Origin of the sequence: Glutamicibacter protophormiae (assembly GCF_014647495.1) — a bacterium.
GTDB classification, from domain to species: domain Bacteria; phylum Actinomycetota; class Actinomycetes; order Actinomycetales; family Micrococcaceae; genus Glutamicibacter; species Glutamicibacter protophormiae.
The window spans coordinates 214,113-236,907 of the sequence record NZ_BMPH01000005.1; the positions used below are offsets into that span (position 1 = coordinate 214,113).

The 22,795-nt window shown below is 60.8% G+C and carries 18 protein-coding genes and 1 pseudogene; 17 read left to right on the forward strand and 2 right to left on the reverse strand.

The window, feature by feature from the left end; translation table 11 throughout:
* Positions 1-143: 143 nt before the first annotated feature.
* From IEY43_RS08335 to IEY43_RS08390, 12 genes and pseudogenes are all read left to right on the forward strand, one after another.
* Positions 144-941, forward strand: a complete 798-nt coding sequence (locus tag IEY43_RS08335) for a hydroxypyruvate isomerase family protein (RefSeq protein ID WP_188948128.1) — start codon at positions 144-146, stop codon at positions 939-941.
* A 37-nt stretch (positions 942-978) separates the two neighbouring features.
* Positions 979-1,878 (forward strand): 2-hydroxy-3-oxopropionate reductase, encoded by a 900-nt coding sequence (locus IEY43_RS08340; protein WP_188948129.1) that lies wholly within the window; start codon positions 979-981, stop codon positions 1,876-1,878.
* Between the two features lie 322 nt (positions 1,879-2,200).
* The gene (gene gcl, locus IEY43_RS08345; protein ID WP_188948130.1) at positions 2,201-3,994 is read left to right on the forward strand and encodes a glyoxylate carboligase; all 1,794 of its coding nucleotides are present in this window, start codon (positions 2,201-2,203) and stop codon (positions 3,992-3,994) included.
* A gap of 144 nt (positions 3,995-4,138) precedes the next feature.
* Positions 4,139-5,521, forward strand: a complete 1,383-nt coding sequence (gene allB / locus IEY43_RS08350) for an allantoinase AllB (RefSeq protein WP_188948131.1) — start codon at positions 4,139-4,141, stop codon at positions 5,519-5,521.
* A 150-nt stretch (positions 5,522-5,671) separates the two neighbouring features.
* Entirely contained in the window at positions 5,672-6,613 is a 942-nt protein-coding gene (locus IEY43_RS08355) for a zeta toxin family protein (protein ID WP_188948132.1), read from the forward strand.
* Positions 6,614-6,727: 114 nt separating this feature from the next.
* A complete protein-coding gene (locus tag IEY43_RS08360; RefSeq protein WP_188948133.1) occupies positions 6,728-7,903 on the forward strand; it encodes a YihY/virulence factor BrkB family protein in 1,176 nt (391 codons plus the stop codon).
* A gap of 6 nt (positions 7,904-7,909) precedes the next feature.
* Positions 7,910-8,371 (forward strand): DUF2243 domain-containing protein, encoded by a 462-nt coding sequence (locus IEY43_RS08365; RefSeq protein WP_188948134.1) that lies wholly within the window; start codon positions 7,910-7,912, stop codon positions 8,369-8,371.
* A complete protein-coding gene (locus tag IEY43_RS08370; RefSeq protein ID WP_209550347.1) occupies positions 8,368-9,168 on the forward strand; it encodes a cytochrome c oxidase assembly protein in 801 nt (266 codons plus the stop codon). The genes IEY43_RS08365 and IEY43_RS08370 overlap by 4 nt, the downstream gene beginning before the upstream one ends.
* A gap of 682 nt (positions 9,169-9,850) precedes the next feature.
* A complete protein-coding gene (locus IEY43_RS08375; protein WP_374189859.1) occupies positions 9,851-10,339 on the forward strand; it encodes a zeta toxin family protein in 489 nt (162 codons plus the stop codon).
* Between the two features lie 246 nt (positions 10,340-10,585).
* Positions 10,586-10,966: a hypothetical protein gene (locus IEY43_RS08380; RefSeq protein ID WP_188948135.1), complete on the forward strand. Its 381-nt coding sequence runs from the start codon at positions 10,586-10,588 to the stop codon at positions 10,964-10,966.
* The gene (locus IEY43_RS08385) at positions 10,966-11,604 is read left to right on the forward strand and encodes an ImmA/IrrE family metallo-endopeptidase (protein ID WP_209550346.1); all 639 of its coding nucleotides are present in this window, start codon (positions 10,966-10,968) and stop codon (positions 11,602-11,604) included. Before IEY43_RS08380 ends, IEY43_RS08385 begins: the two co-directional genes overlap by 1 nt.
* Before the next feature lie 2 nt (positions 11,605-11,606).
* Positions 11,607-12,098 (forward strand): annotated as a pseudogene (locus IEY43_RS08390) (DUF4411 family protein).
* Between the two features lie 58 nt (positions 12,099-12,156).
* Here IEY43_RS08390 and IEY43_RS08395 read toward each other — a convergent pair.
* Positions 12,157-13,764 (reverse strand): PucR family transcriptional regulator, encoded by a 1,608-nt coding sequence (locus tag IEY43_RS08395; RefSeq protein ID WP_188948137.1) that lies wholly within the window; start codon positions 13,762-13,764, stop codon positions 12,157-12,159.
* A 228-nt stretch (positions 13,765-13,992) separates the two neighbouring features.
* Between IEY43_RS08395 and IEY43_RS08400 the strand changes: the two genes are divergently transcribed.
* The 5 genes from IEY43_RS08400 (at position 13,993) to IEY43_RS08420 (ending at position 21,508) form a co-directional block, all read left to right on the forward strand.
* Entirely contained in the window at positions 13,993-15,540 is a 1,548-nt protein-coding gene (locus tag IEY43_RS08400; RefSeq protein WP_188948138.1) for a sodium/proline symporter, read from the forward strand.
* The gene (locus IEY43_RS08405; protein WP_188948139.1) at positions 15,533-16,027 is read left to right on the forward strand and encodes a hypothetical protein; all 495 of its coding nucleotides are present in this window, start codon (positions 15,533-15,535) and stop codon (positions 16,025-16,027) included. The genes IEY43_RS08400 and IEY43_RS08405 overlap by 8 nt, the downstream gene beginning before the upstream one ends.
* A 235-nt stretch (positions 16,028-16,262) precedes the next feature.
* Positions 16,263-18,086 (forward strand): SdrD B-like domain-containing protein, encoded by a 1,824-nt coding sequence (locus IEY43_RS08410; protein WP_188948140.1) that lies wholly within the window; start codon positions 16,263-16,265, stop codon positions 18,084-18,086.
* A gap of 476 nt (positions 18,087-18,562) precedes the next feature.
* A complete protein-coding gene (locus IEY43_RS08415; RefSeq protein ID WP_188948141.1) occupies positions 18,563-20,971 on the forward strand; it encodes a sigma-70 family RNA polymerase sigma factor in 2,409 nt (802 codons plus the stop codon).
* 9 nt (positions 20,972-20,980) lie between these two features.
* Positions 20,981-21,508, forward strand: a complete 528-nt coding sequence (locus IEY43_RS08420) for an ASCH domain-containing protein (protein ID WP_188948142.1) — start codon at positions 20,981-20,983, stop codon at positions 21,506-21,508.
* A gap of 10 nt (positions 21,509-21,518) precedes the next feature.
* On the opposite strand, the gene IEY43_RS08425 is transcribed toward IEY43_RS08420, so the two are convergent.
* Positions 21,519-22,598: a YeiH family protein gene (locus IEY43_RS08425; RefSeq protein ID WP_229777325.1), complete on the reverse strand. Its 1,080-nt coding sequence runs from the start codon at positions 22,596-22,598 to the stop codon at positions 21,519-21,521.
* Positions 22,599-22,795 lie beyond the last annotated feature (197 nt).

A 22,795-nucleotide genomic window follows, 5' to 3' on the forward strand; every position in this document is an offset into this window, starting at 1 on the left:
GATTCCGTCGCCCAGAACGTGGTGCGATGCCATGCAGAGGAAGGTGCTTGACAGTGACGCGAATCTCGCTCTAGAGTTTTCATAACGCAAAACCCAAATTCCATAACGCGGAATCTTGGGGCAAGGTCTCGAAGGGAAAACCAGTGTCGTACACTCTGAACTGCTCGATCCTGCTCACCGAACTCCCCCTCCTGGAGCGCGCCGCGGCGGCCAAGGCCGCCGGCTTCGACAGCGTCGAGTTCTGGTGGCCCTTCGCAGAGGCTGTTCCGACCGGCAAGCAGGTCGACGAATTCGTTACTTCCATCAAGAACGCCGGCGTGCAACTGGACGGACTGAACTTCTTCGCCGGCGACATGCCGGCCGGTGACCGCGGCCTGGTGTCCTGGAAGGGGCGCTGCGGCGAGTTCAAGGAGAACGTGGAAGTGGTCGCCGCCATCGGTCAAGCCACCGGCTGCACCTCCTTCAATGCCCTGTACGGCAACCGCCTGGACGGCTTCACCGCGGCGGAGCAGGACGAGCTGGCGGTGAAGAACCTGCTTGCCGCCACCGCGGGAGTCGCCAAGATCGGCGGCACCGTGCTGATCGAGCCGGTCTCCGGCACCGAGGCCTACCCGCTGAAGACCGCCGCGGACGCACTCGCGGTCGTGGATGCGGTCAAGGCGGCCGGCGGGAAGAACATCGCGCTGCTGGCGGACTTCTACCACCTGGCGGTCAACGGCGACGACGTCTCCGCCATCATCGAGGCGCACGCCAAGGACTTCGGGCACATCCAGATCGCCGATGCGCCGGGCCGCGGCGCGCCGGGCACCGGCACCCTGCCGCTGCTGGATTGGATCAGCCGCTCCCGCGAGCTGGGCTACACCGGCAAGGTCTCCCTTGAATACAAGCAGGACGCGGCCACCGCCTTCGACTGGCTGAAGACCGCCTCCGCCAGCGCCTAAGCACCCATCGCACCACCACGACTTTTGGAGTAGAGACATGTCGCAGCACGTAGCATTCATCGGCCTGGGAATCATGGGCTTGCCAATGGCGAAGAACCTGGTCAACGCCGGCTTCACCGTGACCGGCTACAACCGCAGCCAGAAAGCCATCGACGCGCTGGCCGCAGCCGGCGGAAAGGGCGCCGGATCCGTTGCCGAAGCGGTGCAGGATGCGGACGTCGTGATCACCATGGTGCCGGACTCCCCGGACGTGGAAGCGGTCGTTTCCGGCAAGGACGGCGTCTTCGCCAACGCGAAGGCCGGCACCCTGTGGATCGACAACTCCTCGATCCGCCCGGACGTCTCGGTCCGCCTGGCCGCCGACGCCCGCGCCGCGGGACTGCGCCCGCTGGATGCCCCGGTCTCCGGCGGCGAGGCCGGCGCGATCGACGGGGTGCTGTCCATCATGGTCGGCGGCGAACCGGCTGACTTCGACGCCGCCGCGGCCGTGCTGGGCGCGGTGGGCAAAACCATCGTGCTGGTCGGCCCTTCGGGTTCCGGACAGACGGTGAAGGCCGCCAACCAGCTGATCGTCGCCGCCAATATCCAGGCGCTGAGCGAAGCGGTGGTGTTCCTGGAGGCCTACGGCGTGGACACCGATTCCGCGATCAAGGTCCTCGGCGGCGGCCTGGCCGGCTCCGCGGTGCTCAACCAGAAGGCCCAGAAGATCCTGGACCGCGACTTCGCCCCGGGCTTCCGCCTGGCCCTGCACAACAAGGACATGGGCATCGTCACCTCGGCCGCCCGCGAGGCCGGCGTGGTGCTGCCGCTCGGCGCACTGGTCGCCCAGCTGGTGACTTCCACCGTGGCCAGCGGCGACGGCGCGCTGGACCACTCGGGCCTCTTCCGCGGCGTACAGCGCCTGTCGGGCAAGGTCGAAGCAACCGTCGGCGCCTAGCCGACTGAAAACTTCCTGCGGCGGACCCGCCGGGCACCTTCAACCCCTCGGATCCCCGGCCGCGCGCCGATCCCGAAGATGCTGCTGACTTGCTGCCGGTGATGACACGGCGCCGCACAAGAAAACATCAGCGGCGCGCACTGAGCTCTGTTCCAGTTCAGTGCCGGAATCCGATGCTCAAGGGCGCGAAGTCATGGTGACTCATGCGCCCGGGGGCTCGCCGCAGGACACTACCTCCTTCTCTCCCCATGACCCGCCGCCGGCGTTTCCCGCCCAGGTCCGCCGGCGCAGGGCACCCGAAAATTCTTAGGACGTGAACCCCATGGCCAAAATGCGCGCTGTAGACGCCATTGTCCTGATTCTGGAAAAGGAAGGCGCCACCGAGGCCTTCGGCCTGCCAGGCGCCGCCATCAACCCGCTGTACTCGGCGATGAAGCGGCACGGCGGCATCCGCCACACCCTGCACCGCCACGTGGAGGGCGCCAGCCACGCGGCTGACGGCTACTCGCGAGCCACCGGAAAGATCGGCCTGTGCCTGGGCACCTCCGGCCCGGCCGGCACCGACATGATCACCGGCCTGTACGCGGCGATCGCCGACTCCATCCCGATGCTGTGCATCACCGGCCAGGCGCCCACCCACGTGCTGCACAAGGAGGACTTCCAGGCCGTGGACATCGAGTCCATCGCCAAGCCGGTCACCAAGTACGCCTCCACCATCCTGGAGCCGGGCCTGGTTCCGGGCACCTTCGCCAAGGCCTTCCAGGTCATGCGCTCCTCGCGTCCCGGCCCGGTGCTGCTGGACCTGCCGATCAACGTGCAGCTGGCTGAGATCGACTTCGACATCGACGCCTACGAGCCGCTGCCGGTCGAGAAGCCCAAGGCCACCCGAGGCCAGGCGGAGAAGATTGTTGACCTGCTGACCAGCGGCAAGAAGCCGATCATCATCGCCGGCGGCGGCGTGATCAACGCCAACGCCTCCGAGAAGCTGGTCGAGCTGGCCGAAGCGCTGAACATCCCGGTGTCCCCGACCCTCATGGGCTGGGGCGCGATCCCTGATGACCACCGCCTGCAGTCGGGCATGGTCGGCATCCAGACCCACACCAAGTACGGCAACGCCACCTTCCTGGAATCCGACGTGGTCCTGGGCCTGGGCAACCGCTGGGCCAACCGCCACACCGGGGCGCTGGACACCTACCGCGCAGGACGCAAGTTCATCCACGTGGACATCGAGTCCACCCAGATCGGGCGGGTGTTCTCCCCTGACCTGGGCATTGCCTCCGACGCCGGCGCGGCGATCGAGATGATCCTTCAGGTCGTGCGCGAGCGCAAGGCCGCCGGCACCCTGCCGGACTACTCCCAGTGGGCCGCGGCGGCCACAGCCCGCAAGTCCACAGGCCACCGCAAGACCAACTTCGAGAACATCCCGATCAAGCCGCAGCGCGTTTACCAGGAGATGAACGCGGCCTTCGGCCAGGACACCACCTACGTGTCCACCATCGGCCTGAGCCAGATCGCCGGCGCGCAGATGCTGCACGTGTACGGGCCGCGCAAGTGGATCAACGCCGGGCAGGCCGGCCCGCTGGGCTGGACCGGACCGGCCGCCCTGGGTGTGGTGCGCGGCAAGCCGGGCGAGCGCGTGGTGGCCCTGTCCGGGGACTACGACTTCCAGTTCATGATCGAGGAGCTGGCCGTGGGCGCGCAGTTCAAGCTGCCGTACGTGCACGTGGTGGTGAACAACTCCTACCTGGGCTTGATCCGCCAGTCGCAGCGCCCGTTCGAGATGGATTACCACGTCTCGCTGGGCTTCGACAACATCAACTCCCCGGAGACCAACGGCTACGGCGTTGACCACGTCAAGGTCGCCGAGGGCCTGGGCTGCAAGGCCGTGCGCGTGACCGACCCTGCCAAGCTGGCCGATGCCTTCGCGCAGGCCAACGCGCTGGCCGACGAGCACCGGGTTCCGGTGGTGGTGGAAGTGATCCTGGAGAAGGTCACCAACATCGCGATGGGCGCGCAGCTGGATGCGGTCAATGAATTTGAAGACCTGGCACTGGAGCCCGGCGACGCGCCAACCGCGTTGGTGCCGCTGGGTGACAGTGTCACCGTGGATGCCTAGAGGCCAGTCGTCACTGCCTAGTCACCACGAAGTTTGGCGCGGGACACCGGTTCACCGAAAAGGGTGTGTCCCGCGCCACAACCAACTAAGCTTGAAGAGAGCTTTAGCACCCGAGCAAAGATTTCAAACGAGTAGGAACGCCTCATGAGCATCAACGAAGCTGTTGAACACGACGCCCGGTCATCCGCCGCGACCCAGTATGACCTGGTGCTGCGCGGGGAGCGCATCTTGACCACCGCGGGGATCTCCGCGCGGGAAATCGGCGTGCGCGACGGCAAGATCGTCGCGATCGAACCCCTGGGCAACAACCTGCAGGGCGAACGCGTGATCGACGTCGGTGCCGATGAGGTGCTGCTGCCCGGGTTGGTGGACACCCACGTGCACGTGAACGAGCCGGGCCGCACCGAGTGGGAGGGCTTCGAGTCCGCCACCAAGGCCGCCGCCGCGGGCGGTGTCACCACCATTATCGACATGCCGCTGAACACGATTCCGCCGACGGTGGATCTGGAGGCGCTGGAGATCAAGAAGGCCGCCGCGAAGCCCAAGGCCTATGTGAACATCGGCTTCTGGGGCGGGGCGATCCCTGGCAACAAGGGCAATCTGCGCGAGCTGCACGATGCCGGCGTTTTCGGCTTCAAGTGCTTCCTGCTGCACTCCGGCGTGGACGAGTTCCCGGCGTTGACCGTGGACGAGATGGAAGAGGACATGGAGGTCCTGAAGTCCTTCGACTCGCTGATGATCGTGCACGCCGAGGACTCCAGTGCCATCGACCACGCCCCGGCCGCCGAGGGCGACCAATACGAGCGTTTCCTGAAGTCGCGTCCGCGCGGCGCGGAGAACGTGGCGATCGCCCAGGTGATCGAGCGCGCCCGCTGGACCGGGGTGCGCGCCCACGTGCTGCACTTGTCCAGTTCGGATGCGCTGGCGATGATCAAGACCGCCAAGTCCGACGGAGTGAAGATCACCGTGGAGACCTGCCCGCACTACCTGACGCTGCTGGCCGAGGAGATCCCGAACGGCGCCACCGCGTACAAGTGCTGCCCGCCGATCCGCGAGGCCTCCAACCGCGAACTGCTGTGGAAGGGACTGGAAGAGGGCATTATCGACTGCATCGTTTCTGACCACTCGCCCTCGACCATCGACCTGAAGGACGTGGAGAACGGCGACTTCGGCGTGGCCTGGGGCGGCGTCGCCTCGCTGCAGCTGGGGCTGCCGTTGATCTGGACCGAGGCGCAGAAGCGCGGCATCGCGCTGGAGCAGGTCGTGCAGTGGATGGCCGTGAAGCCGGCCGAGCTGGCGGGCCTGAAGAACAAGGGATCCATCGCCCTGGGCAACGACGCGGACTTCGCGCTCTTCGCCCCGGAGGACGCTTTCGTGGTGGACGTGAAAAAGCTTCACCACAAGAACCCGATCTCGCCATACCACGGCAAGACCCTGGCCGGCGTGGTGCGCCGTTCGATCGTTGCCGGCAACGACGTGGACTTCCAGACCCCCACAGGCAAGCTGATCCGCCGAGGCGAAGCCTAAAACCGATCAGACCCGAACACCCCAGGATGCCGCCGGATGCCGGTGGCATTCTGGGGTGTTTTTGCTGGATGCTGGCTGGAATTCCCGACAACGTTTTCGCGCCATGGCTGGCGGTGCCGCTACGGTGTTGGGAAAAGGAAGGAAATGCACGTGACGGCAAAAGAGGACATTGAACACCACCGGCGCACCGTGGATCGCATGTCGCGTCCGGGCGAGGCACTGGCTCAGGATTCGTCGAACATCACGGTGAGCAACCCCGACTGGTTCTACCAGGACGGAGGCGACACCATGAAGCCCAAGCCCGAGCGCCGCATGCTGCACGAACGGTTGAAATCCGAATATCGCCGGAAGTGGCCTCAGGCCAAGCAAGAGCGGCACGCTGTCATTCTTGCTGGCGCTCCGGGGGCCGGGAAGAGCACCTTGCTCAAGGAGCTGCTCGGCGAGCACCTGGAGGATTATCTGGTGCTCGATGCCGATGAGTTCAAGGAGCTGCTATTGCGCCAAGCGCAAGCCGACGGCAGTTACGAGAGCACGATCAAACCCGAAGAAGTCCATCAGCGCGAAGCCGCCGGGGAAGAGTTCTTCCCACTGGAACTGGCGACCTTGGTGCATGAAGAATCCTCCCAGCTCTCCACCCAGTTGCGCAGCCAATGTATTGCCGAGGGGCTGAATATCGTGGTGGACAAGGTCCTGCACTCGGCAGATGGAGCCCAGCAGCTGATTGCCGAGTTGGACGAGGCAGGCTACCGTGTCGAGATCGTGGAGGTGCGTGTGCCGTTCGAGGTTTCGCAGCAGCGCATCACCCAGCGCTGGGAGGAAGCCTATGAGGCCTCGCTTGCTGGCGAGGACGATTTGGGCGCCCGCTGGGTTCCGTACCAGTTTGCGCGCAAGGTTTTCGACGCCCCGGGCGACAAGTCCAAGCCTGAAATCGTTGCGGAGAAACTGGCCTTCGAGTCGCCTGCGGTGCTGCGCTACCGCGCGTACCGCACTGCCGACAGCGATACCGCGGATGCGGACGACTTCGGTGTGCTGGAGGTGGATATGTCCAGATCCGGTTACGGGGCGAAACTGACTTCCACGCCGCAACGCTAGCCGCGCACCGGTGTTCCTGAGTATTCCGGCAATGCCATTGATGCGCTTCGCCTGATCCTGCTTCAATGTCGGCAAAAGGACATGTGCAGTCAAGGAACTTGTGGAGGTTTGGAAATGGTCAAGTCACCCGGAACACCTGGCCACCCGTTCGAGGGCCGCCCGGAAGTGGATGAAGGAACGGCCACCGATACGCGGCGCAAGTACAAGAATGCGCCTGAACCGGAGGACGAATCGAAACCTGATTCGCCGGTCCAACTTCACGGGAACTCATGGAAGTACATTTTCAAGCGTTCGCTGAGCGAGTTCTCGCGCAACAAGTGCACGGACTTGGCCGCCTCGCTGACATACTTCGCGATGCTCTCCATTTTTCCGGGCTTACTGGCTTTGATCTCGCTGCTGGGCTTGGTGGGGCAAGCCGAAACCACCACCAAAAATATGATGGATATTCTCGATAGGTTCGCCAGTGACCAAGTGGTGGAGACGCTCCGGCAGCCGATTGAGCAGCTGTCCGCGGCGCCGTCGGCCGGACTGGCTTTTGCTGTCGGTTTGATCGGTGCGTTGTGGAGCGCCTCGGGCTATGTCGGTGCGTTTGGCCGTTCCATCAACCAGATCTACGACGTGCAAGAAGGACGTCCGGCGTACAAACTGAAGCCGATCATGCTGCTGGTGACCTTGGTCTTGCTCCTGTGCGCAGCGTTGCTGGTCATCTTGCTCGTCGTCTCCGGGCCAGTGGCCCAGACCATCGGGGATGTAGTCGGTCTCGGGGAAACTACGATCATGGTCTGGAATATCGCCAAATGGCCGGTGATTGTGCTGGCGGCGGTGCTCATGATCGCCTTGCTCTACTATGGGACACCGAACGTGCGACAACCAAAATTCCGGTGGATCAGCCTCGGATCAGCTATTGCACTGCTGATTCTGGCCATTGCCACACTTGGATTCTTCTTCTATGTCGCCAACTTCTCGAACTACAACAAAACCTACGGCGCTATTGGCGGCGTCATCGTGCTCCTGCTGTGGATCTGGATCGGCAACCTGTCCTTGCTCTTCGGAGTCGTCTTCGACTCGGAAGTGGAGCGTGCCCGGCAGCTTCAGTCCGGCATCGCCGCAGAGAGCTCGATCCAGCTTCCTCCGCGGGACATCAAGGCCAGCGAGAAGCAGCTGTTCAAGGAGGAGCAGGACATCCGCGAGGGCAAGCAGCTGCGGATCGCTGCAGAGCTGGAACGCGAGGAAGACCTGGACGAGGCCTCCGACGGCTCGAAGCCGGATGCCGGAAGCCCACGGGAGTGAGCGTCGATGGATCTTCCCGTTACAGCGCGTAGCCGAAACCTGTACGCCGGAGTGTTTCTGGGGCTCGGAAGCATAGCGTTCCTGGACGAGGTGGTCTTCCACCAGCTGTTGCACTGGCACCACTTCTACGACAAGTCCAGCAGTTCCATGGGCCTGGTGTCCGACGGGTTGTTTCATGCGTTCAGTTGGTTTGCGACCGTGGCGGGCCTGTTGATCGTGGTGGGTCTGGTACGAGATGCCAAATTCGCCAAGCTGACATTCGCCGCAGGCATGCTCACCGGAGCAGGATTCTTCCAGCTGTATGACGGTCTGGTCCAGCATAAGCTGCTGGGCCTGCACCAGATCAGATACGGTGTTCCGCTGCTTCCCTATAATGTGGTGTGGAACGTGGTCGCCACCGTGATGCTCGCAGCCGGGATTACCCTCTGGGCTACGACGGGTCGGATGCAGCGCAGGCGCGAATCGTGACCAACGCCGTGGATGAAACGTGGTTCCCGGATCCGGCACAGCTCATCTGGTTGGCGACGGTTTTGGCAGCCATGGTGCTTTACAGGCTGGCGCATAAAAAACTTTGGGAACGGGGGAGCACTTGGCCAGCGCATCGAACGGTATCTTGGTTTGCCGGTTGCCTGCTGGTGTTGGTTTCCGTGTATGGTCCTCTGGCCGAACGTGCGCACCACGATTTCCCCGTGCACATGTTAGTCCACGTGTTACTGGGAATGCTGGCCCCCTTGCTGCTGGTGCTTGCAGCGCCGGTCACGCTGGCCCTGCGGGCATTGCCGCATGCCACGGCCCGACGGCTTGGACGGCTTCTTTCCGGCAAAGCGGCAGGATTCGTGGCGAACCCTTTCGTGGCCGCGATCTTGAATGTCGGCGGGCTCTGGTTGATCTATAGATCGCCGTTGTTCCAACTGATGCACCACAACATGCTGGTGGGTGCATTCATCCAGCTGCACGTGCTGTTGGCGGGTTATCTGTTCTCTTATGCGATTCTCGGCGGGCCGGATCCCGCGCCACACCGGCGAAGCCCCGGAGAACGCGCGGCTGCGATGGTCATGGCCATTGCTGCCCATAACATCTTGGCCAAAAGCCTCTACGCGATGCCTCCTGCCGGCGTTCAGTTAGCCGAGGCCCAGACGGGCGCACAGATCATGTACTACGCCGGCATGCCCGTCGAGATCACCCTCCTCATAGGCCTCTGTCTGCCGTGGATTCTGGGGAACCGGGCAAAGACACATCGCAAGAAGACCGTTGGCCGATTTTGAGATAGATACCCACGCACCCTACAGAAGCAGGAAAAAACTCGGCTGCATTCGAGAGGTTGTGGAAATTCGTGCCGTTCAGCTAGTTGTCCTGGGAGGTCGCGATGATGGGGTGCCCCAAGGTATTTCATCAAGCACTGGAACATCGTGAAGCGCTCCAGCGCGGATGAGACGAGCCGCGCAGTCAACCTCCGATGAACCAGCGCGATGAATGTCTGGTTCTGGCGTTTGCCCTGAATTCGTTTCCGATCGTGACGGGCGCTGTTGACCGGATAGCAGGAGCAAAACACCATGCCCAGGCTGGTCGGTCGAAAGTCCCTGCGATCCCCCTGTTCAGGGACGGTCAACAACATAAATGGCTGATGAGGGGCCCAGGAAGTCGAAACTGCAGCGTCGCGAGCTGCACGAACGGCTCAAGGAGGAGTACCGGGGCCAATGGCCGCACGCGCAAAAGCAGCGGCACGCGATGATCCTGGCCGGAGCACCGGGGCCGGGAAAAGCACGCTGCGCACCGAATTGCTGGGGAGCGGCTTACGGACTATCTAGTGCTGGACGCCGACGAGTGCAAGGAGCTTCTGCTGCACCAAGCGCAGGCGGACGGCAGCTAGGATGCCGAGATCAAGCCCGATGAGGTCAATCGTCGCGAAGTTGCGGGGAAGAGTTCTTACCGCTGCAGCTGGCAACCCTGGTTCATGAGGAATCCTCCCAGCTGTCTACCGCGCTACGCAGCGAATGCATTGCCGACGGGCTGAATATCGTCGCGGACAAGTTGCTGCATTCAGAAGACGGTGCCCGGCAGCTCATCGGCGAACTCGACGCTGCGGGATACCGCGTGGAGATCATCGAGGTACGGGTGCCTTTCGAAGTCTCGCAGCAGCACATCACCGAGCGCTGGGAAGAGGCCTACGCTGCCTCGCCGGAAGGGCTGGATTATCTGGCCGCCCGATGGGTTCCCTATGAATTCGCCCGCAAGGTTTTCGACGCACCGCAGGATAAATCCAGGCCGGAGATCATTGCCGAAATGCTGGTATTCGAGTCTCCTGGGGTGCTGCGCTACCGCGCGTACCGCACTGCCGACAGCGATACCGCGGATGCGGACGACTTCGTGGTGCTGGAGGTAGATATGTCCAGATCCGGACATGGCGCGGAGTTGCTGGAAACCCCGAGCAACTGACTTCCCGTTGGCCGGAATCCGGCAGCGATGAGGATTCGCGTGGGTGTTGGATTCGGCGATTAATATCGTTTCCGAACGTAGACTGAAGGAAGTGGACCCTTGGAGCATCATGACTACCTCGTTCAAAGTCCCGGTTGAACCGGCACTCATCGAATGGGCCTTGGCGCGCGCCGGACTGAAAGTTGATGAGCTCGTGGGCCAGTTTCATGCCCTGCCCAGTGGCTGAACGGCGAAGATGATCCAACAATGACGCAGCTTGGACACCTGGCGCAGAAAACGCATACGGCCATTGGCGACCTGCTGCTGACAGAAGTACCCGTTGGGACCGTGCCGATTCCCGACTACCGGACTGTCGCAGATGCCCACCTGTCTTCGCCAAGCGTCAATTTGCTTAATTCCATATACATTTGCGAGCGCTGGCAGGACTGGTACCGGAGATACGCGATTAATAATGGGCACGAGCCATTGGCTTTCGTTGGTTCGTTGACCACCAATACCAACCTGCAGACAGCCGCGGCGTTGGTTTTCTGCCCAACTCGGGTTGAACGAGGACATGCGCAGGCAATGGACAACCTGGATCGACGCGCGTTCGATGCTGGTCGAGGCCGCGGGCGGGAGTGCTCGTGATGATCAGGGGGATCGTCGGGGCATCGACGAGTCGTAAACTCGATGTTTCGGAGTTCCGCGGATTTGTTTTATCCGACGATATCGCACCCGTCGTCTTCGTCAACACTGCCGATACGAAGGCCGCGCAAATATTTACCCTGGTGCACGAGATCTGCCACCTTTGGCTAGACCAGTCCGGCTTAGATGACTTGAGCGGGAATTCTGAGTCCAGCTATGCCAATGAACGTTGGTGCAGTCGAGTCGCCGCAGAAGTCCTGGTTCCAACCTCGCTGTTCGAGCGTACCTACAGGAATTCAGTTGCGTTGGAAGAACTCCAGCGCATGGCCAGGGAATTCAAGGTGAGCACCTTGGTTGTGTCGAAGAGGGTCTACGAGGCGGGGAAAGTCGAATGTGACGAATTCGACGCGCGCTATCGGGAAGAAAAACTCCGTTTGGTTGAGCTGCTGGAAAGACAGCCCAAGCCAAGTGGTGGAGATTTCTGCAAGACGCATCCATTGCGGGTCAGCCGGGAATTCGCGAGAGCGCTTATTCGAGACACTAAAACGGGACGCACGCTGCAAGGCTACGCCTATCGGCTTCTGGGAACGAAAAAGTTTTCTACGTTCGTGAACTTGGCCAAAGAGCTCGGAGTCGGATAGCCATGTACTTGCTTGACGCCAACGTTTTTATCGCCGCGAAGAACCACCACTATGGTTTCGCGATTGCGCCGGGATTTTGGCGTTGGCTAGAGCGGGAATACGACGCTGGAACAGTGTGCAGCATCGACAAGGTCTATAACGAGATCGCGGCGGGTGAAGACGAACTTGCCGAATGGGCAAAACACAACGCATCGATATTCGTTCGCGGGGAGGCGGCAATGGTGAGGAGCCTTCGTGAACTTGCTTCGTAGGCGAGAACAAGCGGACGATTCACGCAGGCAGCCTCGAGCGAATTCCTATCTGTGGCTGACTGCTATCTCCTGGCGTTCGCACATGCACATGAACTCATTGTCGCTACACACGAACAGCCCGATTATCGCGCGCGGAAGAGAATCAAGATTCCTGAGGCATGTGATCATTTGGGCATTTCTTGGACCGATCCTTTTACGATGCTTGAACAAGAACATGCCACGCTCGTTCTGGATGAACCGTAACGGCGACTTCGTCACAGGGTCAGGAAGCAGGCGTCAACCGGGATTGTGCTGTTGGCTGCTACGAAGCTTCTTGATGGCTTTGACGGTAAACCAGCAGGCTCAAGGTCAGGATCGTCAGCGTACGTGCGTCGTTGAGGTCTGCCTCCAGAAGTTGTTCCAGTGCAGTCAACCGCTGGTAAAACACCGAGCGCGACAGGTGGCTCAAGGACGCAGCTTGGGACCTGTTGGTCGGAGAAGCCAGATATGCCTCGAGCACACGGAGAAATTCGATCCGGTGCCTGGTATCCAAAGCGAGGATTCCGGAAAGCTGTTCCTGAGGAAGGCGCTGCAGGGTGGGCTCATGACGAAGCTCGTGGGCGAGCAGAGCTAATGGGTATTCCGCCGCATGAACGAGTTCATCACGGCTATTCAGCCCTAGATCGCAAGCCGCGACAGCTTGATTCATGGAATTCTGCCCTTGGGCGAGTCCTCGTGCGGCTGGACCCAGGTAAAGTGCACCGTCGAAGCAGGCCGCTGAACGTATCTTGCGTAGTTGCGCGAGATCGAATGAACCTCGAACATCATGCCGGTAGGAAAATATGCCAAAGAGCTTGGGATGAGGTGCTCGGATTACTCCGATCAGGCAGTTGGCCAGTGGCCGAAGTTCTGACTCGAGTTCGTTTGCTGCAAGCTGGAAATCGCTGCCTCCGGCCAGCCGAATGGCGAATCCGTGAAGGACTGAATCCTCAATCGGAAGACCGGCAGCTTCCAACTGCCCGTGCACGAACTCCAGATTGCTTTCCATTCCGCTTTGCAGGTCTTCGAGGAGCCCTCTGCCGGTGCCCAAGCTCCACAGCCGGGATTCAGGACGCCGCAGGAGGTCTGCTCCAATGGCGGTGGCGGCCATGGTCAGTACGTGTTCGACACCGGCTGGGTGCGCAGCCTCCTTCGGGCAGATGAGCGAACCGAAAAGCTTTCCGTGCATTCGGATGGGAACGGCATGCCTGTCCGAGTTGCCAGAATTGTGGGATGCCCGTGAACGATGCTGCCACTGCTCAAAGTAATTCCTGGGCAGGATGTCCACGGAAGCATAGTTCTGGATGTTGTAACCGGAATCCTCAAGGAGCACGGTACTGGATAGCATGCGTGCGCAATCCATGAGAATGGCGTCCGTGGGAGTGCCTTGATGCATGCTTTTCGTGAAGTGCTCGGTAATTTCACGACCGGCTTTGACCCTTTGGGTTTGCTGGGCGAAAAGCCATTGGTGGATCGCCTCGGTAATTTCGACGAAGGCGACTGGCCTGTGCATCACGATCAAGGGAAGCGCGAAATTATTGCAGGCGTCCACCAATCCTTGGGGAACAGCGGGCAAACGTTCGCTGAGTTCCAGAACCAGTGCCGCTACGTTCAGCTGCGCCATGCTCGCCGCGTAGCGTTCGAAGTCCGGATCTTCGTCCCAACCAATCGCAGTGGTCAGGACTAGCTCATTGCCACGAAGGAATTCAGCTGCTTCGAAGTTTTCCAGAATGTGGGCCCATCCAATGGTGCGCAGAAGTTCATCCGGTGTCGCAAAAACCTGTGGCCTACCAACAAGCACGGAAGGCATACGAAGCAGCTGTTCAACGGTAAGCATGGAGCTTTCCGGACAGACTGTATGGAAAGCCGAAAAATCCTCACGGATTGCCACTGTGCGGGACCTCCTGCTCTATGGAAAGCTTGCTATCACTAGATTCATCAGTGATCTGCTTCACATGATACAGAGTGTTTGATGTACAAGGAGGTACGTCGTCATGTTCGGGTTACCAGCATTCACGACCTTTGTGATCCTTGCGGTTCCTGCCGCATGGGTCCTATATACAGCCGGATTCATGTGGTTGAGCCGTGGTTGGAAACGAGAAGATGCGAAGGATGAACTGTGAGCATTGAAATTGTTTTCCTGATCATCTACTTCCTCGCCATGGCAGGGATCGGGTTCTGGGCAATGAAGCGAGGCAATGCGGATTCTGAAGGATTCCTCCTGGGAGGCCGCAGCCTCGGGCCCGGAGTGACCGCATTGCGCCTGCAGAGCTCCTCGATGTCCGGCTACATGTTCATGGGTGCCGGATCGCTCGGCTACACCCAAGGCTACTTCGGCATGTGGTACGCCTTGGGCGACCTTGGTGGTGGCATCCTGAACCTGTCCGTTCTGGGCCGAAGGATGCGCAAGCTCTCGCAGATCCTGGGTTCCATCACCTCGATCGAATACCTGGAGCACCGCTACCCGTCAAAGTGGATCCGCCTCATCGCGGCACCAGTGGCGCTGTTCTGCATGTTCTTCTACGTGCTGGCTCAGTTCATCGCCGGCGGGCGAGGACTTGAGATGGTCTCCGGCGTTTCCTTCCCGGTGGCCCTGGCCATCGCCATCGGCGTCATCGTGCTGTACACCTTCATGGGCGGATACCTGGCTGTGGCTTACACCGACTTCGTGCAGGCAATTATCATGGTGATCGGCATGGTTTGGATCCTCATTGCGACCCTGATCGCCATCGGCGGCTTTACCGCAGGAAACAATGCCATCGGTGAAATCAACCCGAACATGCTTACCATGTGGGGAGCCGATCTCGGTTTCGAGGGCCAGTGGGGTGTCATTCTCGGCGCACTGCTCGTGTTCTCCATCGGCTACATGGGGTGGCCGCACGTAGTCGTCAGCCACATGGCGATGAAGAAGCCCTCGGTAGCCCGAACTGCCGGTGTCTACTCGGTGATCTTCAACCTGCTGTTCATCCCGGGGCCGTATCTGGTGGGCATGTTCGCATTGATCCTGCTGCCTAATCTGGCGAACCCGGAAACCGCGATTTTTGCGGTGGCAGATGCAGTACTGCCGACCTTTGCCGTGGGCATCGTGATGGCCGCGATCATGGCAGCGATCATGTCTACCGCGGACGCGCTCCTCCTGCAGGCTGGAACTATTGCCAGCCAGGATATCTACGCCAGGTTCATCAACAAGAAGATGAGCGATGGCCAGATGGTGTGGGTTTCCCGCATTACGGTGTTGGCCTTGGCCTTGGTGGGCTACGGAATTGCAGCTTTCGATCCGCCAGCTGTTGCCGCCGTCGTGATCTTCTCCACCACCGTTCTTGGCAGCGCGTTTGTGCCGTCCTATGTTTGCGCGGTCTGGTGGAAGAAGGCCAATACTGTTGGCGCGATTTCGTCGATGATTGCCGGTACCTTGGTTTCCGTCTTCTGGCAGGTTTCCGGTCTGCCGGACACTACGGGCATCGACCCGATGGTGACGGGTATCGTTGCATCGACCGCAGCCATGATCATCGGCTCGTTGGCATCGCAAAAATCCCATCCAGTTCCGGAGCGTATTGTCCGCGCCCTGGACGAGACCGCCAAGGTCGGCCCTATCCCGGCGAAGCTTCTGCTGGGTCAGGACCAGCTGCTTGCAGGGCAGGCTGAAATGGCTGGGCGTCATGAATGAAATTCTGCTGAAGACCATTGTCGACGCTGAGCACGCTGCGAAAGTTCTTCAGGCCAAGGCACCGGACCTTGAGGTTGTTTCGGCCAGCCTGAGACGTCACCCCTTCGCCGGGTTTGAGTTCCACGTACCTGCGCTCGCAGGTCGTGGGGAAACTGCCCGCGCCTTGGTGGACTACTATTCCGGCAAGGCGTTTATCAGCGATCGCTGGGAGAGCGATCCAGTCCTTGAAGTCGACGACGTGGAAGCGGTCTCCGACCCAAGCTGGAATAGTATTTCGTTTGAAACAGCACGCCAGCGTGCGAAGGCACTCTTGTCCACGGCTGCGCTGAGAAAGGCCCGTCTCGCGTGGAAAGGCGGCGTGAAGGAAACTGCTTCCGTAGAAAAAGTCTGGAAACCCAACTGGATTCTGGACGTCCGGATCCAGGGAAGAAACTACCGGGTCATCGTGGATGGCCTAAACGGCGGATATTTCTTCATCGAGTCTTGACCCAAAAGTTTATAATGGCTGGTGCCCCGGAATCGAAATGTTGAGTCCGGGGTATCAGTGTGTCAACGGGGACGGGCACAACAAGACTTCAAGCCACAGGCCCTCGCCCAAAGCTGCCATAGCCACCCGTCACCAAAGCAGGGTGAAGGGCCCGGCAATGACTCGTACGTTGCGATTGTGATTGCCGTATTCTGCAACTTCAACGGTACTTCGTTTGATACTTCGGCATTGATGGTTGCTTGATCCGGCTCTGGGTGACTACGTCTGGGTTGACGAGGACCGTGACGGTATCCAGGATGCTGACGAGAAGGGCCTCGAGGATGTTGTTCTGACCATTGCCGGTCCGGATGGCAATCCTGTGATCGATGTCTTCGGCAATCCGGTTGGCCCGGTGACCACCGATGAGCACGGCAAGTACCTGTTCCAGAACCTCCCGGTTCTGGGCGAAAACGAGTCGTACGCGGTCACTATCGACCAGGACGCCTCGAAGGAAGCACTGGCTCCGTACATCCCAACCATCGAAACCGATGGCGACCGTGATCAGGATTCCTCGACTTGGGAAGCTAAGTCCGAGGGCCTGACCAAGGACGGAAACGAAGACCTCACTTTGGACTTCGGTTTCGTGCTGCCAAAGGTCACCGTGGGCGACTACGTGTGGGTCGACGAGAACCGCGACGGTATCCAGAACGAGGGCGAGAAGGGCATCAAGGATGTCGTTCTGGTCATTGTGGGTCCGGATGGCAAGCCCGTGACCGATGTCTTCGGCAACCCTGTTGGCCCGGTGACGACCGATGAGAACGGCAAGTATATCTTCGAGAACCTGCCGGTCCTCAAGGATGACGAGTCGTACACCGTCAAGATCGATCGAGAAGCATCCAAGAAACCTCTGGCTCCATGCGTGCCAACGATCGTGACCGATGACAACCGCGAGAATGACTCGTCGGTGTGGGAAGCTACGACCGAGGGCCTGACCAAGGATAAGGACGAAGATCTCACCCTGGACTTCGGCTTCATTGTTCCGAAGGTTTCGGTTGGCGACTACGTCTGGGTTGATGCCAATCGGGATGGCAAGCAGGATTACGGCGAGCCCGGCATCAAGGATGTCGTTCTGACCATTGTTGGTCCGGACGGCAAGCCAGTCACCGATATCTATGGTGAACAGGTTGGCCCTGTTGCTACCGATGAAAACGGTAAGTACACCTTCGAGAACCTTCCGGTTCTGAAGGACGGCGAGTCGTACACCGTCAAGATCCATCGTGAGGCTTCGCAGGAGCCGCTGGCTCCGTACATTCCGACCCTTGAAAACGAGGGAGACCGCAGCGAAGACTCTTCAACTTGGGAAGCCAATTCTGAAGAACTGACCGAGAACAACCAGCGCGACGACACTCTGGACTTCGGCTTCGTGAAGCCGAAGGTTTCCGTGGGCGACTACGTATGGTTCGACGAGGATGCGGATGGCATTCAGGATGACGATGAAAACGGTATCAAGGGTGTCGTGCTGATCATCGTCGGTCCGGATGGCGAGCCTGTCACTGATGTGAACGGCAACCCTGTCGGCCCAATCACTACCGATGAAAACGGCAAGTACACCTTCGAGAACCTTCCGGTTCTGAAGGATGGCGAGTCGTACACCGTCAAGATCGATAAGGAAGCTTCGAAGGACGCGCTGAAGGATTACGTGCCGACTCCGGAGAACCGTGGCGATCGTGATAAAGATTCGTCGACTTGGGAAGCTAAGTCGGAGGGCCTAACTAAGGACGGGGACCGTGATCCAACCTTGGACTTCGGTTTCCAGAAGCCGTTGCCATGGACTCCGATCGAGCCACCGCTTCCGTCTGAGCCGACTGAGCCGCTTCCGTCTGAGCCATCTGGCTCTGGCGATTCGAGTGGTTCGGCGGAGGATCCACAGGAGCCGAATGCTTCTGAAGATCCAACTGCCGAAGGAAAGGACAATCTGGCAAGCACGGGCTTCACTGCGCTGGCTGTCCTGATTGCCGGTCTGTTGCTGGCCGCAGCGGGTGTGCTGATCACTCGCCGCAGCCGTGGTCGCCACAGCTAATCACGGCTAACGGCTGATCGAGCGCCGGATGCGCAGAAACCATTCGTGGGGACTGCTCATCCGGCGCTCTTTGCGTTTCGTCCAGAAAAATCTTTCTAGAAATTTTGCGTAATCGCGTCATGAATTCGATCGGTCGCACTCTTAACCAATACAGGCGGTTGAACAAGCAGTTCTCGTTTCATCGCCTACACGAACCACTCGCAAGGGTTAGAAGCGCCGCGGCGGCCGAACGACTTGCATTGATACATGGGGGATGCAATGCGTACGGCCGGCGGAGGTGCCATATTTCTATGTAGCTCATGTTGAATACCGAATCGCTTTTCAAACGGACGTTTCGTACGTTTGTCGGTTTCTCGGTATAGTCATCAAAGCTGGGTTTCGCTACTTGTTTGGGGATAAGCAGGGTAGCCAAGTTCGCGGAAGGGAATCCAGCAGACGGCAAGTCGCATTGAGTTAAACGAGGCGAATGGGGCGCAATGACGATCGATTCAGGCAAACGCTTCGGCGAGGTCAGCGATGCAGACTTGATTCTTGGTGTTCGAAATGGAAATCGGGAGTCGGAAGCACAGCTGTACCGACGCCATAAACAGTTGGCTTTGGCTGTTGCATACCGTCATACCGATACGCCTACCGAGGCCGAAGACGTTGTTTCAGAGTCATTCCTCAGGGTCTTCGAGTGCCTTCGCCGTGGCGTAGGACCTGATGAGTTCTTCCGTGCTTATCTTCTCACCGTCGTTTCCCGCGAGGCTTTTGCCCGGAACACAGTGGCATCCAAACACGTGGTGACCGACGATGTTCGCGAGTTTGAGCCGGGGGATCGGTATGCCGATGAGGTGCTGCAGCGTGCTGAAGCAACTTTTGTAATAAGCGCCTTCAAATCATTGCCTGAACGTTGGCGGGCAGTTCTTTGGCATATGGAAGTCGAAGACATGCGTCCCAGGGACATCGCGCCGCTCTTGGGGCTCACACCCAACGCCGTCTCCGCTCTTGCGGGGCGTGCACGTGAAGGTTTGCGCGAGGCCTATTTAGCCGCACATCTTAACCAGCAGGTTGAGCTGGCTCCCGGCTGTGTGGAAGTACGAAAGCTCCTTCCGGCAATAATCCGAGGAAACGCCAGCAACCGTGATCACCGTGCCGTCGAGGCGCACCTTGCTGGCTGTAGAGACTGTTCTGCAGTTTACGGTGAATTGAGCCAGATCGGAATAAAGCTGCGGGCGTACGTTCTTCCGTTGATCGTTGGAGGGACGACTGCCTTAGGACTTTCTGCTGCTGGTGGCGTATCGTCCGGAACTGTCGTTTCCGCAGGGTCAGTTGCTGCCCTTTCAGCTGGATCAGGAGCCACGCCGGCGGTCTCTGCGACAGCAGCGACGGGTTTGGGAACGGGTATTACCGGGGGCGGTATCGCTGCTATTGGAGTGAGCGTTGGAGCCGGATTGGCAACGGTCGCAGTCGCCGCATCGGCCGCCGGGTTTCTACCACTCAGGGTCTCCGATACCGATCGAGACGCTACACCGGCCGCTAACGACGTGGCGCAAAGTCCGATCCCGAGTGCTCAAGCATTCACTGCACCCAGCGGGGGTCATGCCCGGAACGCGTTTGGAGATGGTCCGTCTTTTTCCGAATTTGTGTTGGACAACGAGCATAGGGAAGTCCCCTTGCTCGTTGCAGCGCCCTTGAATGTGCCATCGGAAGCGGTATCAACAGCTGCACCCTTTACTATGCTGTTACCGAGCGCCCAGCCAACAACCGATGGAACACAGCCTGTGGGTGATTGGACGACTGAACCTTCCTCCGCGCCCACTGTGGAACCTACGGTTGAGCCCACGGTAGAACCGACTGTGGAGCCCTCGGTAGAACCGACTGTGGAGCCCACGGTGGAGCCGACTTCGGAGCCGACTTCGGAGCCGACGGTGGAGCCCACGGTGGAGCCGACTTCGGAACCGACGGTGGAGCCCTCGGTAGAACCGACTGTGGAGCCCACGGTGGAGCCGACTTTGGAATCGACGGTGGAGCCCTCGGTAGAACCGACTGTGGAGCCCACGGTGGAGCCGACTTTGGAATCGACGGTGGAGCCCTCGGTAGAACCGACTGTGGAGCCCACGGTGGAGCCGACTTTGGAATCGACGGTTGAGCCCTCGGTAGAACCGACTGTGGAGCCCACGGTGGAGCCGACTTTGGAATCGACGGTTGAGCCCACGGTAGAACCGACTGTGGAGCCCACGGTGGAGCCGACTGTGGAGCCGACTTTGGAACCGACGGTTGAGCCCACGGTAGAACCGACTTCTGATTCGACGGTTGAGCCGGCTTCGGAACCGACTTCTGATCCGACGGTTGAGCCGACTGTGGAGCCGACGGTAGAACCGACTGTGGAGCCGACTGTGGAACCGACGGTAGAACCGACTGTGGAGCCGACTGTGGAACCGACGGTAGAACCGACTGTGGAGACCACGGTGGAGCCGACTTCGGAACCCTCTCCTGAACCCACTGAGATACCGTCGGCGGAGCCTACCGACGAGCCGACATCCGACCCATCGGAAGAACCAGAAGTACCGGATGATGAGGAGTCAGCTGAACCAGTGCAGATTTCCATGCAGCGGGTCAGCGGAAGGGTTCTTCCTATCTATGAGTTCACGGTCATTCCAAGCAACCCGGAGCAACAGTACGTGCTGGAGCTTGAATTCGAACGCGCCGAGATCAGCTGGGCGGATGCAAGCAAGAACTGCGAGCAATCCGGTAGGGGATTCGGCCGCATATCGTTGTCCTGCACTGGAGACGCGGTGCTTAAGGTGCGCGTGCTCATAGACCGGGACAACCAGAAAGCCCGATTCACCATGCCGTCACAGCCGGACTTCCGCAAGGAATTCAACATGGGGCGCCGCAAGTAGGATCTGCGTATGAGCGATTTGCCCGAACTGAACCTGGAAGCCGCCGAAGCCATGTGGCGCGAGTACCTCGCCGCGTCTTCCATTGAGCCCGGCGCCGCGCCGCACCATGTAGTCGAATGCTACGGGGACAACGCCGCGCTGGCCGATGAGCTGCTGCACGAGGTCATGCACGGCTCCAAGCGTGCGACATCCTCGCTGGCGAACGAGTACGCCCACTACGGGGAACGTGAGCCCCGCGAAGGGGACCACTGGATCGTCTGCGACGGCAGGGGAGAGCCCCGGATCATCCAGCGGGTGGTCTCGGTGCAGCGCTCCAGCTTCTTCGACGTGCCCGCCGACTTCGCCGCCGCCGAAGGCGAAGGCGACCTGTCGCTGGAGTACTGGCGCCGGGTGCATCGGGAATTCTGGACACGCACCCAGGCGGCCATCGGCCGCGACTGGTCCCCGGAGCAGACCACGCTGTCGGGCGAGGAGCTGCTGCTTGAACGCGACGAGATCTGCTGGCCGCCGGAATTCGCGGATTCTCCCCCGTCGTGAGGCAGCTGGCCTACGGCATCGGGCTGTAGAGCAGTGCGCCGGCCACGGCGATAACCAGGATGATCAGCGTGGACAGCAGCCCCAGCAGCAGCGAGCGCCCGCCGGACTTCACGATGGATTTCAGGTGCACGCCCAGGCCCAGGGCGAACATGGCGGCGGCCAGCAGGATGGTCTGGGCGGTGGAGGCTAGCTGCAGGAACGATTCGGGCAGCAGTCCAGTGGTGCGGGTCAGCATGGCGACCAGGAACAGCGCCACGAACAGCGGAATCAGCGGCGGCTTCTTGCCACCCTCGACGTTGTGCTTGCGGCTCATGTAGAGCGACAGCCCGGCCATGATCGGGGCGAGCATGACCACGCGGGCCAGCTTCACGGTGACCGCGACGCTGAGTGCGGTGGCACCCACGGCGCCGCCGGCGGCGACCACCTGGGCCACCTCGTGGGTCGAGGCGCCGATCAGCACGCCGATGTTCGTCTCGCTCAGGCCCAGCAGCGCGCCCAGCGCAGGGGCCAGCGGGATCATCAGGGTGCCGAAGAGCACCACCAGGCCGATGGCGGTCGCCACCTGGTCCTGCTTGGCGCGGGTGGCGCCTTCGGCGCCGGCCACGGCGGCCGCGCCGCAGATGGAGAACCCAGCGGCGATCAGCAGGCGCTGCGGCAGCTCGATGCCCAGGCGTCCGCCGATCCACACGGTGGCCAGGAAGGTGACGCCTACGCAGAGCACCACGATGGCCAGCACACCCGGGCCCAGGGCCAGGATCGCGCCGAGCGAGAGCTGGAAGCCCAGCAGCACGATGCCGGTGCGCAGCAACTTCTTCGCGGAGAACGCCACGCCGGGGCCGAAGACCGCCGGGACGGGCGCCAGGTTGCGCCACAGGGCGCCGAGCAGGATCGTGATCAGCAGCGGGCTCATGCCCGGCAGCAGCCGTGCCGCGGCCAGGGCGACGCCGCCCATGGCCAGGCAGAGGATGATACCCGGCAGGAAGCCGCCGATCCGGGTCATGACGGAAGGTTTCGGCGAGGCGTCGTTGCCTGCCGGCGCGGGAGCGGATTGCTCCGACGTATTTGTTCGCTGTGGTTCATCAAGGGCCATGCTATTGACTTTGCCATGAGCGGGACGCTAACAGTGATGCCCCGATAGCTATCACGGTCATATCACACTCATATGAGGCGTTAACGGCGGGCGGCGGGCGCCGAGGAATCCTCGGCACCCGCCGCCCGCGGCGCGGTGCATCAGCGGCGGATGGAACCGCCGTCGACCACCAGGGTCTGCCCGGAGACGAACCCGGC